Source organism: Tropicibacter sp. Alg240-R139 (assembly GCF_900537075.1).
Classification (GTDB): domain Bacteria; phylum Pseudomonadota; class Alphaproteobacteria; order Rhodobacterales; family Rhodobacteraceae; genus Falsiruegeria.
This window is the reverse complement of the sequence record NZ_UNRA01000001.1, coordinates 1,422,944-1,436,055: the sequence shown is the minus strand read 5'-3', so window position 1 is coordinate 1,436,055 and position 13,112 is coordinate 1,422,944. Positions and strand designations below refer to the sequence as shown.

Genomic DNA, 13,112 nt, shown 5'->3' with positions numbered 1-13,112 from the left:
CAGAGTCCAGCGATGAGGCACAGATAGCAACCTTCCGCCGCACCCACTGGGCAACGGATTGACCCGATGTGAAATTTCCGACACCTAGAGGTGCAGACAACAGGAGCGGCGCAGTGACGTTAACCGAGCAGATCTTTTGGGGCAGTGTAACCTTGGGGGTGTGTTTTGCCGTGGAAATTGCGCTGCTTGTTGTGTGCAACCTTTGGCTAGAGAAACTGTCGATCAAGTTGACCCGAAACTCGGTTGTGATCCGTGCCGGGACGCTGATTGCTGTGTCCCTTGGTGTTATTGTCTTGGCGCATACCATTCAGGTCTGGATTTGGGCCGGGGCCTGGGTCTTTGGGAATGTGATGCCGGATTGGAACTCGGCAATCTATTTCTCGCTCGTGACCTACACGACGCTTGGCTATGGCGACATCGTGTTGGGCCCTGATCTGCGTATTTTTGCCGCCTTTGCATCGGTGACGGGCCTGTTGGCCTTTGGATTGTCCACCGCTTATCTGGTGGCAATGATGACCCGCATGTTCGAACGCGACGGCATGATTTAAAGGATCGGCGACACCAACCGAGCCAGTGGTGCGCCATAGCGGACAAAGGCCGGTTGCAGCGCCATCGGTTTTACCAGCTCGTAAGAGTTTTCAAAATCCGCCTGCAACATCTCATCCACGTCGGCGGCGATATCCTTGTCGAAAAACAGCGCCATCGCTTCGAAATTCAGGCGAAAAGACCGGTTGTCGAGGTTTGTCGTCCCTACGGCGGCTAACGCGTGATCTACGACAAAGACCTTTTGATGCATGAAACCATCCGTGTAGCGGTAGACCTTGACGCCTGCTGCCATGATCTCGTCGAAATAGGCAAAGGCGGCGAGCCAGGGCATCTTGTGGTCGATCACATCCGGTACCAACAGGCGCACGTCGACGCCGCGCATGGCAGCGTTGGTAAGGGCGGTCATGACGTCGATGTCGGGCACGAAATACGGCGAGGCAAGCCAGATCCGCTCTTGAGCGGCAGCTATCGCGGAAAAGAACATCATCGAACCTGTTTCGGTGGTGTCCCCAGGGCCCGTGGCCACAATGAGGGCGTTGGCGTTGTCCTCGACATCCGGCGCAGCCCAGTTCAAATCATCCAGCAAATCCTCGTCTCTTGCCCAATGCCAGTCCTCGACAAAGATCAGTTGGAGCTGCGAAACGATCGGTCCGCAGATGCGAATGTGTGTATCCCGCCAACGACCGAATTTGGCATCAAGCCCAAGGTATTCGTCGCCTACGTTGTGCCCACCGATGAACCCGACGATACCGTCGATGACGACTGTTTTGCGATGGTTACGATAATTCAGCTGAAACCGGTACTTGGGGCCCCGTTGATCAGAGGGGTCAACCACGTCGATACCTGCAGCACGCATGTCCACGGAGTACGAATTGGGTAGGTGATAGCTGCCGACCGCATCCGTCATGAAGCGCACTTTGACCCCGCGCTTGGCGGCTTTGATCAACTTGGCTTGCAGCCGCATCCCCAAATCATCGTTCCGCACGATGTAGAATTGGATCAAGACATAGTCTTGCGCCGCCTCGATAGCACTAAAAATGGCGTTGAATGTGGCCTCGCCGTCGACTAGCAAGTCTGCCTCGTTGCCCTTGAGTACCGGCAGATGGGCGATGGCCTCGAACGGTTTGACGTTCATCGTCAGGGTTTCGGGGGCAGGGCGAATATGTTCTGAATAGGCTTTGATCCCTTGCACCACACGTTCACTTTCACGGCGCGCAACGCGATAGCCCGTGAACCGGTGGTGACCCAGAAACAGATAAAGCGGTACCCCCGCCCACGGAACTGACAGCAGGAAGACCACCCATCCCACTGCCCCTTGAGGCGTGCGGGCGGTTTGGGCGGCCCGAACGGCACACAATACGGCGGCAATGAAAAGAAGCAGAACACTCAGTGCCACGATGAATGACCACATGTTTGTCTACTCCCTTGTTTCGGCCTCAGTTCTGGTCGGTATAGATACGCTGCCAATCCTGTTTCATGTCAACGATAGTCCACCCCATGCCGGGCCCCTTGTCCAGCCCGTCGACCAGCCGCCCTATGGGGCTTTCGCGGTCATAGGCGTATTCACGGTCGCCATCGGTGTGATGCACGAGAAGGCCAAAGCGCGCGCCTTTCCCGGCTGTGGTCCATTCCAACATGGCAAAATCGCCGTCCGAGTTGCCGCCAGCAAAGATCGGGCGCCGCCCGATCGTACGCTCGATGTTGATGGGTTTACCTTCCTTATCGTCAACAAAGGCGATGCCAGGGGCTTTGGAGATCACAGGTTCACCATCGACAATGGCGTATTCGGTGTTCGTGTAGGTGCCCAGGACCTGTTCGGGCGGAATGCCATACGCCTCTTCGGCAAAGACGCGCATGAAATGGATGCCACCGCCTGAGACGATGTAGGTCTTGAAGCCTTCGTCACGCAAATAGCGCAACAGCTCGACCATGGGCTGATAAGTCATCTGGTCATAGTGCAGACCAGTGTCGGGATGCTGCTTGGCATCCAGCCATTCAGCCACCTCTTGTTGAAAGACGTCCACGTTCATGCCGCTGTGGGTGGCATCCAAGATTTCGAACAGGGCGTCGTGCCCACCGGCCAGAACCGTCTCCATGTCGCCCGCAGCAGCGGCTTTCAGGACATCGGTGCTCAAAATGCTCGGGTCGGCTTCGGACATGGTTTTCAAACGGTCGATGGCAAAGATGAATTGGAAATAGACCGGCTGTTCCCCCCAAAGCGTGCCATCGTTGTCAAAGACAGCAATCCGGTCGCTTGGTGTCACGTAGTCGTCCGATGCCGGATTGGTCACGGTTTCCACAAAGGCGAGGATCTGGGATTTGGTGTCCGTTGCAGACCAGGACGGTAGCGGGTCAGCCAATGCGGTGGTGGCGGCAAAAAGAGCGAGAGCAGAGGTCAAAGAGCGGAACACAGGAACATCCCCAAATATCAAAAAAAACGAAACAAGGCCCCGGAATAATCCGGGGCCTTGTATTTATCGTGTCGCTTACTTGGAACCGACACTTTTCAGGATCATCTCGGACGCATCGCCGATGGTGAAGCTGCCGGGTTTCTGACGCGGCGGGAACTCCTCGAACGTGGCCAGGAAGTTGCCAACGTAGTCCGCGGCCGGAAGCAGCAGGTAGGCACGATCAATGTACCAGTCCCAATAAGTGTTCGAAGTGATGTTCGAACGCTCATAGGGGTCCCGGCGCAGGTTGAACAGCAACGGGATACGCAGTTCAGTCCAAGGCTCGGCCCAAGCGCGCAGGGTCTGCGGGTAACGATGCTCCAGGAAGATCGCTTTCCAGTCGTTGTAACGCAACGCGGTCAGGTCACCGTCATCCGAGAAATAAAAGATCTCTTCGCGAGGCGCGCTTTCTTCTTCACCCAGCAGGTAGGGCAGGGTGTTGTAGCCATCCAGATGCACCTTGTATTCACGTCCGATGGCCTGGACACCGCCAGCTTTCAGCTGTTCCTTGATGTCGGAAACTCCTGCCATCGCCACAAACGTTGGCAGCCAGTCCATGTGGTGCATGATCTCGTTCGATACAGTGCCTGCATCGATCTTGCCGGGCCACCGCACCATTGCCGGCACACGAAAGCCACCTTCCCAGTTGGTGTTCTTTTCACCACGGAAAGGGGTCATTGCCGCATCGGGCCAGGTGTTCATGTGCGGACCGTTGTCGGTGGAATACTGAACAAAGGTCTTGTCTGCGATGCCAAGCTCGTCGAGCAGGTCCAGCAGCTGACCCACATGCATATCGTGTTCCAGCATGCCAGCAGTGTATTCATCTGCCACGCCGCCGACGATGTCATTGGCCTGTGCGCGCATTTCGTCTTTGACGTGGGTGCGGAAGTGCATGCGTGTGCCGTTCCACCAGACGAACCACGGAACGCCTTGTTCCTCTTTGCGTTTGATAAAGTCGATGGCAGCGGCCAACGTTTCATCATCCACGGTTTCCATCCGCTTCTTGGTCAGTGGGCCGGTGTCTTCGATGGTGCCGTCAGATTTGGAACTGATGACGCCGCGCGGACCAAAACGCTCACGGAACTCGGCGTTCTGCGGATAGTCCTCGTTTTCCGGCTCTTCCTCGGCGTTCAGGTGGTAAAGGTTGCCGAAAAATTCATCAAATCCGTGGTTTGTCGGCAGCATCTCATCCCGGTCTCCCAGGTGGTTCTTACCGAATTGGCCTGTGGCATAGCCTTGCTCCTTGAGAAGGCCCGCGATGGTTGGATCTTCGACCTGCATGCCTTCGGGCGCGCCGGGCATACCGACCTTGGACAAACCAGTTCGGAACACCGACTGACCAGTAATGAACGACGAGCGGCCCGCAGTACAGGATTGTTCACCGTAATAGTCGGTAAAGATCATGCCTTCTTGGGCGATGCGGTCGATGTTGGGGGTGCGATAACCCATTACGCCCATGGTGTAGGCCGAAATGTTCGATTGACCGATATCATCGCCCCAGATCACCAAGATGTTGGGTTTCTCGGCGTCCTGTGCCAGCGCCGACCCGACGGTCAGCACCAGCGCGGCTGATGCCGCAGACAGGTAGGATAAACTACTTCGAAAAAAGTTCATGTGTGTCTCCTCAAATGAACAAAATACCAGATGACGCGGAGCCGTGCTGATCTTGAATAATCATCGTTCGACCGGTTCGACCGTCGGGGAACTTCTAAAAATCGGAATATTGCGATCTGTGTTTAGGTTTGGCAGGATTCTCTGATTTTTCAATGTCAAATATTTGTTCCGATTGGTTTTTCTAAGTTTGTTGAAGCTTTGCGCGAGAAACCGCCAATCTGTTTGTGCCCCTCTCGAGCGCTCGCTGTATGTGCTCGATCCGATGGAAAGTAGGGCGTTGTCCAGGTTTGACCAATCAGAGGCGTTCAAAGCTGTAGCGTGGGCCGACCACGTTGTGACGGTGGTATAGGTTGCGTTCAAGTCCTTGGCGGCAATAGAGCGGATCACGTGTCGCGCGGCCGCGTATTCGGTCGCCCGGATAATGGCTCGGGCGGCCTCCCATGCGGTGAGTATTCTGGGGGATAGGCGTCGTATGAGCCGCCAGAAAGCCCAAAGCGCAATCAGGGCGGTTGCAGCCCGCAACGCAAGCTTGCGGTAATCCGGCGGTGGAAGCGGAGCCGGTGCAAGGGTCAGTTTTACCGCCTCGACGGTGGCGGTTTGCACAGCTTGTGTTGTGGTGTCGTACCATTCGATTGTGATCTCGGGCAATTCAGCGGTGCCGTCTGATTGCACCAAATAGGTTACCGTTTCATTTCGCGAGCCCGACAACACGCCGCGCTCTTCGGTGGATGTGACCCGCGGTTCCTTGGGATAGGCGCGCAAGGCCGGGGCGACGATGGCAGCCACGAGCGGCGGGATCAGTACCGGCGTCGTTCCTTCAATGCGCGCGGTCACGACCCGGGTGATGGCGTCGCCAACGCCCAAGCTGGTTTCGCCCTGGACCTCCTGCTCCAAGGTGAACCCGGCGGCGATCACCGGCGGGTCCAGGTCCTGCGCGGCAGCTGGCACAGTTGCGGTGAAACTCTGCGCAGGCATTGCGATCTCGGTCGTCGTGGGCGCGTTGGTTTCGGGATTGGCATAAGTCAGGTTGAGCACCTGTTCCGGGATCTCGAACGGTCCTGCTGCCAGTGGATACAACCGATAGGTCCGGATCGTGCCAGAGAGCGAGACCCCGTCCCGGCGTTCGCTGGTGGGCGTTGTGGCGCGAGCGGGAAGCCGAACCATCAGATCAGGCAGTTCGATTGTCGGGTAGATCGGCGGTTGCGGCATGTACGTGGGCACCAGGACCTTGATCTGCAATCGGATGGGCTGGCCGACGATAACGTCGGGTGCCGACAGTTCGACCTCGACGATGGGGCCGATGCCGGCGGATTGTTCGGGTGCGGGGTCTTCGGGCGTGGTTTGCGCTTGTGCCTCGGGCGGGTTCTGCTCGTTCCGGGGTGTGGGATACAGCGCCCCCTGCGGATAGGCAGCAGTGCACAAAAGGCCAAGACATGCGGTGGTCAGGAGCGTGAGTTTCATTTCCCAGCCTCCTGATTTTCAATCAAAAACCGGCTGCGCAGAAATTTGGTCATGTCCGTGTCGATGCTTGAAATCCACTGATCCGCCGTCTGCGGCGTGGCGTTCTTGTCCGCGAATTCCGTGGTTGTGTCCGCGCCGCGCTGTACGTCGTTGTCAAAGACCACATCGTCGGCGCCAATTCCGCTGTCCTCGCCGGTATCCGATTGCTCGCGGGTGGTTTCTATGTACTCCAGGATTTCTTTGCTCAGGGCCAGGTTATGCTCGGCCTCGGGCCAGCCCGGGCGCAGTTCCAACGCGCGTTCAAAGGTGGCGATGGCAGGGCGGTACTCGCGATTGCGGATGCGGGCCATCCCCTCGGCAAAGGCGGCTTCGGGCGTGGACAGCGCGGCAAAGATCTTTGCCGCGTCTGCGTATTGCCCGGCCTTGTATTTGGCGTACCCTGCAAGGTAGCGGTCTTGAAACAGGTTCCCGGCAGATGAATACTCTTTGCGGTTCATCGCGATCTGGCCCTGTTGATCAGGTGTCAGAAACCAATCCCGCCATCCTTCTGCTTGTGCCTGATGCGGCGCGCTTATCAAGGGGAGGAGCAGTACAGCTATGGCCCACCTCGTGGTCCACCCGCGCCTGAACCAGAGCAGTACCAAAAGGGCGGCCGGAATCGTCAACAGCCGCCCGCGATCACGCCATTGCAGGCGGTCATCCTGTCCCAGGGCCGCGACATAAGCCGACCTGATCGCCCGGTCGAGCTGCACCAGATCGCCGTCATCCGCTGTCATCTGGACCACAGTGGCATTGGGGATGCGGTCCAGTTGCGCCAGGGATTGGCCGGGCGGTAGGGCGGTCAGAAAGATCAATTGCGTCCCGTCGGGCTCGGCGGTTTCAAACAGCTTGGCCTCGGCAGGATCCAAGTCATCCAGCACGAACAGGATCGCACCTTGGGTTTCGGCGTCGGTCAAAACGCCTTGTGCCAGGGTCAACGCGCTTGATGCGCTGTCACCGTCAACCGGCATGGCCTGGGGTGTCAGACCTTCAAGCAAAGGGCGTAAGATGTTGGCGTCTTCGGTCAGCGGCGCGACTCGGTGGGCCGATCCGGCATAGGCGACCAGGGCGGTGCGCGCGCCTGCACGCGACGTGATCAGATCGGTGATCTTGAACCGGGCGCGTTCTAACCGGCTGGGAGCTAGGTCCGTCTGTTCCATGCTGGGTGTCACTTTGAGCGCAACCACTAACGGCGCAGTGTCTGCGATCAGCGGGTTGGGCAGCTTGCTCCACGTCGGCCCCGCACTGGCCAGTGCCAAGAGGACTCCAACACAGGCAAAGCCGTCGATGGGATGCAGGCGGCGGTGATCACGCGTGCCCACGCTCAGCGCCTCGGCCAGATGGGGCGCAAGGCCCGCAGTTTCGGTGGTCGGGCCATCCAGTCGGCGTCGCACCAGGTACCACAAAAGCAGGATCAGCGGCACGGCGACCAGCCACAGCGGGCGCAGGAAATGAAACAGCGACAGCGTGTCAAACATGGCGCGCGCCCCGTCTGCGAGAGCCAAGATGCAGCAAAGTTGTTGTCAGCAGCACGATAACCAAGGCCAGCGCCAGCGGGACAAAGGCCAGGCTGGTCTTGGGCCGATAACTGGTGGTTTCAACTGCGCGCGGATTCAGTTCGTCAATGCGTTGGTAGATCGAATTCAAGGCCTCTTGATCGTCGGCATAGAAGAACTCACCGCCCGTGCGTTTGGCAATGTCTTCGAGAATGCCCAGATCGACCCGCGCCTCACCCGTTGCCTCGGGGTCGCCTACACCGATGGTGTAGATCGTTACGCCTTCGTCTGCGGCAATGGTGGCGGCGTTGACTGGGGTCATCGTGCTCGAGGTGTCGCCGCCATCGCTGAGCAGGATCATCAACCGTTCTTCAATCTCGCTGCCCTGAAAGGTGCGGATCGCCAGCCCGATGGCATCACCTAGGGCAGTGTTTGGCCCGGCCATGCCGACCTGAGTCTGATCGAGAAACCCGTTGAGGCTTTGCAGGTCGTCCGTGAAAGGTGCCTGCACAAAGGCGCGGGTGCCGAACACGATCAGGGCCATGCGGTCGCCGTCGCGTTCGGCGATGAAGGGGCGCAGGACGTCCGTGACCGCCTCAAGCCGCTGTTTTCGGGTGCCATCCTCGGCGACGAAATCGCGTTCATCCATCGAGCCCGAAATGTCGAGCGCCAGCACCGTATCACGGGCGGCGTTGTCCGTCACAATCGGCTCGCCCAGCTTTTCGGGACCAGACAACGACAGAACAAGCAAAGCCCAAACCAGACAGGCCGCGATCATCTGCAAGGTGCTTCGGCGTAGGATCAGGGCGCCTTGATGTGCTTTTACCCCGGCGGCCTGGGTCAGGTCACGAAAGAACGGAACGCGGGTCGCGCGGACGCGATGGCGGTGCGGCGGGGCAAAGAACCAGACCAGCAGGGGCAGGGGCAAGAGGAGCAGCAACAGTGGGGCTGAAAGGGACAGGGTCATGATTGGCCCCCTTGCGCTTTGTGGTGTTTTATCCAGTCGCGCGCCAGATCCGTGGCGTGCGCGTCTGGGGCCGAACCGGTGTAGGGCGCGCGCAACAAGGCTTGCCCGGTCGCCGAGGCAAAGCCGCTGCCGCCATAGTTCTGATCCAGGAACGCGGCCCAATCGGCTCCGGTCAACCCGGCGACTTGCGCGCGGGGAAACGAGATCAACGCAGTGCGACGCAGGATTTCGGCGATTGCGGCGCGGTCATCCCCGGCTTGTGACAGTTCGGCCAAGGCCGCCCGACGATGCGCGGTCGCTTGTCGATGAAGACGCCAGCGCCAGATCAGCAGGATTAGCAAGACCACCACAACAGCGGCCAGCACCAGCCAACCCACGGTTTGCGGATACATCGGAACAGCGGTCGGAACCGGGACCGGCTCTAGTTGATCCAGCAACCCGATTAGCGACGTTGTTTCAGGCGTTTCGCTCATCGACTTGCCCCCCGCAGACCAAAGAGCGCTTGCATCTGCGACAGAGCCGAGCGGTCGGTGCCAAGTTCCACCATCGGGATGCCATAGCGGCGTGACCAATGGCGCAGGGTCTCAAGCCGATTTAGCAATGCAGTTTGAACCCGTGCGTGGATGTTTGGGTCGCTGGTGTCCAATTCTGCCTGCGACGTGCCATCCGAGATCGAAAGCCGCAATCCATATGGCAGCGCCTGGGCTGAACGGTCCGACACGTTGAACAGGATCAGGTCATTGTTTTGCGCCAGCCGTCGCAACAGCGGTTCCGAGCTGTCATCAAGGCCTGCAAAATCGGAAAATACGGTAACCAAAAAGTTGGTCTTTGCCACCCGCGTGGCCTGTTTCAATACCGCGTTCAGGCTGGGCTCGGCGCTGTCGTCCAGATCTGCGCTCAGCATCTGATTGGCCGAAGCGACCGAATTCAGCACTCGGTTCAGCGAACGTGCGCGGCGCTCGGGACGATGCTCTGCGATCCGTCCCGGGGCCAGCACCAGCCCGCCCAATCGGTCACCTTGGGCTAGGATGCGATGCGCCACTATGGCGGCTGCCTCGGCCGCGACCACGGATTTCATGTATTTGACCGAACCAAAGAACATGGTCATGCGTTGATCCACGATGACCAGAGCGGGTCGGTCACGTTCTTCGGTGTAGACGCGCACATGGGGGCTGCCGGTGCGGGCGGTGACCTTCCAATCGATGGTGCGAATGTCGTCGCCAGGCAGATAATCGCGTAGTTCTTCGAAATTCAAACCACGCCCGCGCAGGCGCGAGGCGTGACGCCCGTTCAGGATCGACCGTGCCGGTTGGCGCGGCAGCAGGGAGATGCCGCGCGATAATGGCCCCAGCTTGCGCAGCTGATCGGTGGTGGTGTGAACCCTCAGGTCCGGTGTCTCATGTGCCTCCATGGTCCGACTCTCAGGGCAGAGCGACGGTTTTCAACATCTCGTCGGTGATGTCATCTGGCGTTTTGCCGTCCCCCTGCGCCTCGAAACTCAAGGTAATGCGGTGGCGGAACACGTCATGGGCGATAGCGCGCACATCGAGCGGGTCTACATAGTCACGCCCGTTCAGCCAGGCATGGGTACGGCTGCATTTGTCCAACGCCAGCGAGGCGCGCGGGCTGGCACCGACCTCTATCCAGTGGGCCAGATCGGGGCTGATCGCGGCAGGAGTGCGCGTGGCATAGACCAGATCGGCCATGTACCGTTCCATCGCGTCCGAGACGTGGATCTGACCGATTTCGGAACGGGCCTGAAACACGGCATCTTGCGGAATGGCTGCGGGTTTTGGTTTGCCCCCGTCGCTGCCACCAGCGGCTGCAATCTCTTCGCTTCGGACAAGGCGGATCACTTCGACCTCATCCTCGACCGGTGGATAGGTGATGTTCACATGCATCAGGAACCGGTCCATCTGCGCCTCGGGCAGGGGATAGGTGCCTTCTTGTTCGATGGGGTTTTGGGTGGCCATCACCGTGAACAGGGGTTCCATCTTATGGGTCTTGCCGGACACTGTGACCTGACGTTCTTCCATCGCCTCAAGGAGGGCGGCTTGTACCTTGGCCGGCGCGCGGTTGATTTCATCCGCCAGAACGATGTTGGCAAAGATCGGGCCGGGATCAAAGCGGAAGGTGCCGCCCTGATCGGTTTGGGTGTAAACCTCGGTCCCGGTCACATCCGAGGGCAGAAGATCGGGCGTGAACTGGATGCGGCTGAAATGGGCGTCCAGGTTCTTGGCCATTGCTTTGATCGCGCGCGTCTTGGCGAGGCCCGGCAACCCCTCGACCAGCAAGTTTCCGTTGGCCAGTAAACCGATCAAAAGGCGGTCGATGACGTCCTCTTGGCCTATGATCGACTGACCCATGCGGGTTTTCAGGTCCAAAATCTGATCTCGTGCACTCATGACATGTCCGATCCGGTAAAATGGGGTAAAGTTATTTGTCCTTGGATTTCAGCAACAACGACAGGAGCGGGCCGATTAAGGCGGGCAGGGCGGTGCCCAGGGGATCGCGCGCCATTCGGCTGACATTGCGGGTCAACTCGCGGGCCTCATCAGCCACCTCGTTCAGGTCGGACTCGATCTCGGCCAGGGCCATGTCGCGCACTTCGGTGGCGGGCTCCAACTCTTTATCGGCGCTCATCCGATTGGCGATGGCCACCAGAGCAAGTGCCACCAAAGCATTGCCCAGGGCCACGATCAGGGCGGCGTAGTGCGCAGCCATAGCGGCGCTGAGAGCATAAAAGATCGAGACGTTCAGCATGATGATGGCGATGCCCATCACTAACCCCGCAAAGGCGATCAGCCCGGTTTGCGTGCGCAAAACGGCCATTTGTCGCCGTGCGATCAGTCGTTCGGTGCGAAAAAGGATCGTCAGGTTGCGGCTGATCCGGTTCATGGTCTCGGTCTCCTCATGACTTGGACATCCGGCCCAGGGCAAACCCAAGACCAAAGGCCGCGACGGCCGTCAAAAGCGGTTTCTTTTCGGGCAGGTCGCTCAACTCGGTTGAAAACTGTGCCCACAGGGCGTCAATATCGCGAGTGTCCACGCCGTGCTCTTTGAGCAGGGCGGAGAAGGTGGAATGCTCTTCGGTATCGTCAGGCTCCGGTTCGGGCACTGGTTCTGGTTTTGACGCTGCCAATTGGGACTTGAGCGTGGCCAGTTCGGCCTCGAGTTGGGCTTTGGTGGCCATTGGGTCACTCCGATGGTTTGGGCGAAGCGGTCAGTAATTCCCCGTCCTTGGACATGAGAATTGCGACCGGTCTGAGGGCAGGGATGTGGCTGAACACGATCAGGATGCAGACTGTCAGCGGAACACTCAGGAACGCACCGATCACCCCCCAAACCGCGCTCCAGAAGGTGAGCGCAATGATCACCATGAAGGTCGACATATTTAGCGAGCGGCCAAGCAGGGCCGGATCCAGAAAGTTGCCAATCAAGAATTGGACGGACCCGCAGAAGAGTACGATGATCAAAAACGGTGTGATCGTGTCGAACTGAACCAGTGACACCAACGCAGGAAAAACCACCGCCACGATCGAGCCGATCGAAGGGATAAAGTTCAGCGCAAATGTCAGCACGGCCCAGGTCTCGGCATACTCCAGATCAAGCCAGCGAAAAACCACATAGCTGATCATCGAAGTCAGCACGCTGACAAAGGTTTTTACCCCTACATAGGCTTGCAGGCTGTGCGAGATTGCCGTCATCATCGACGACAGTTCACGCCCCAGTTCCACGTCATTTGCAGCAAGACGCAGCTTGTCGCGAAAGATCACCCGTTCCGCCATCATGAACGAAACGTAAAGCGAGATCAGCAAGAAGGTGTTGAGAAAGGACGTTGCACCGCCAAAAGCGCTGCGCGCGACGATCGACATGTCGATATCAATCAGATTGTCACGAATGAACTTGGTCACGTCGTTGCCGACAAGCAGGACAATGCGGTTCACTGCCGTGTCGAACTGGCTTTCATAAGTTGGCACGGCGCGGGCGAATTGCGTGGCTTGATTGCCCAGAACGAACATCACCGCAAACAAGCCAGTCAGCACCACGGCGATGCCAATCAGATTGGCCAACCACACCGGCACGAACGCTCCGGCCACTCGATCCGCAACTGCGATGATCAGGACATAGACCAACAGCGCCAGAGTCAGCGGGATCAGGAACCCCGATCCCATGTAAAGCCCCCACACCACAAGCCCCATGATGATCGCAATATCGCGACATGTGGACAGGCGTGGACGGATTGATCCCACAGAGGGTTTTGAAGGGCGCGTCATGGCCGGGTATCAGTCCTTGGCATCTTTCATGCGGTCAAAGGCCATTTTCATGCGCAGGCCCAGCTCTTTGGCGGCCTCACCCACCTCTTCCGCGGATTTGTCCAGCTGCGTTTCACGCACGAATTTGTCCCAGTCGGACACCAGGTTATCCCATTCGTCTTCGGCATCTTTGCCTGCGAGGTGAAGTCTGACCTTCAGTTCGTCACGCTTCTGTTTTAGCTCGGCCACCCAGTCTTCAAATTCGGACATCACGTGCTCCATA

At 58.6% G+C, this 13,112-nt stretch carries 14 protein-coding genes; 1 reads left to right on the top strand and 13 read right to left on the bottom strand.

What is annotated here, in order from left to right; translation table 11 throughout:
- Positions 1-113: 113 nt before the first annotated feature.
- Positions 114-548 carry a potassium channel family protein gene (locus G6R15_RS06940; RefSeq protein ID WP_164659054.1) on the top strand — a complete coding sequence of 145 codons (435 nt, stop codon included), beginning with the start codon at positions 114-116 and terminating at the stop codon, positions 546-548.
- Here the strand turns inward: G6R15_RS06940 and cls are convergent.
- From cls to G6R15_RS06875, 13 genes are all read right to left on the bottom strand, one after another.
- Positions 545-1,957, bottom strand: a complete 1,413-nt coding sequence (cls, locus tag G6R15_RS06935; RefSeq protein ID WP_164659053.1) for a cardiolipin synthase — start codon at positions 1,955-1,957, stop codon at positions 545-547. The genes G6R15_RS06940 and cls overlap by 4 nt on opposite strands.
- 25 nt (positions 1,958-1,982) lie before the next feature.
- A complete protein-coding gene (locus G6R15_RS06930; protein WP_164659052.1) occupies positions 1,983-2,945 on the bottom strand; it encodes an HAD family phosphatase in 963 nt (320 codons plus the stop codon).
- Between the two features lie 87 nt (positions 2,946-3,032).
- Complete coding sequence (locus G6R15_RS06925) at positions 3,033-4,610, bottom strand: arylsulfatase (RefSeq protein WP_164659051.1); 1,578 nt, start codon at positions 4,608-4,610, stop codon at positions 3,033-3,035.
- A 60-nt stretch (positions 4,611-4,670) separates the two neighbouring features.
- Positions 4,671-6,071 (bottom strand): BatD family protein, encoded by a 1,401-nt coding sequence (locus tag G6R15_RS06920; RefSeq protein ID WP_164659050.1) that lies wholly within the window; start codon positions 6,069-6,071, stop codon positions 4,671-4,673.
- Complete coding sequence (locus G6R15_RS06915; protein WP_164659049.1) at positions 6,068-7,588, bottom strand: VWA domain-containing protein; 1,521 nt, start codon at positions 7,586-7,588, stop codon at positions 6,068-6,070. Before G6R15_RS06915 ends, G6R15_RS06920 begins: the two co-directional genes overlap by 4 nt.
- A complete protein-coding gene (locus tag G6R15_RS06910) occupies positions 7,581-8,573 on the bottom strand; it encodes a VWA domain-containing protein (RefSeq protein ID WP_164659048.1) in 993 nt (330 codons plus the stop codon). The genes G6R15_RS06915 and G6R15_RS06910 overlap by 8 nt, the downstream gene beginning before the upstream one ends.
- The gene (locus G6R15_RS06905; RefSeq protein ID WP_164659047.1) at positions 8,570-9,046 is read right to left on the bottom strand and encodes a DUF4381 domain-containing protein; all 477 of its coding nucleotides are present in this window, start codon (positions 9,044-9,046) and stop codon (positions 8,570-8,572) included. The genes G6R15_RS06910 and G6R15_RS06905 overlap by 4 nt, the downstream gene beginning before the upstream one ends.
- Positions 9,043-9,984, bottom strand: coding sequence for a DUF58 domain-containing protein (locus tag G6R15_RS06900; RefSeq protein WP_164659046.1), 942 nt, complete (start codon positions 9,982-9,984; stop codon positions 9,043-9,045). The genes G6R15_RS06905 and G6R15_RS06900 overlap by 4 nt, the downstream gene beginning before the upstream one ends.
- A gap of 10 nt (positions 9,985-9,994) precedes the next feature.
- A complete protein-coding gene (locus G6R15_RS06895; RefSeq protein ID WP_164659045.1) occupies positions 9,995-10,978 on the bottom strand; it encodes a MoxR family ATPase in 984 nt (327 codons plus the stop codon).
- Between the two features lie 31 nt (positions 10,979-11,009).
- Positions 11,010-11,471: a phage holin family protein gene (locus G6R15_RS06890; protein ID WP_164659044.1), complete on the bottom strand. Its 462-nt coding sequence runs from the start codon at positions 11,469-11,471 to the stop codon at positions 11,010-11,012.
- Positions 11,472-11,484: 13 nt separating this feature from the next.
- Entirely contained in the window at positions 11,485-11,766 is a 282-nt protein-coding gene (locus G6R15_RS06885; RefSeq protein ID WP_164659043.1) for a hypothetical protein, read from the bottom strand.
- A 4-nt stretch (positions 11,767-11,770) separates the two neighbouring features.
- The gene (locus G6R15_RS06880; protein ID WP_164659042.1) at positions 11,771-12,850 is read right to left on the bottom strand and encodes an AI-2E family transporter; all 1,080 of its coding nucleotides are present in this window, start codon (positions 12,848-12,850) and stop codon (positions 11,771-11,773) included.
- Between the two features lie 9 nt (positions 12,851-12,859).
- Positions 12,860-13,099 carry a hypothetical protein gene (locus G6R15_RS06875; protein WP_164659041.1) on the bottom strand — a complete coding sequence of 80 codons (240 nt, stop codon included), beginning with the start codon at positions 13,097-13,099 and terminating at the stop codon, positions 12,860-12,862.
- Between the last annotated feature and the right edge of the window lie 13 nt (positions 13,100-13,112).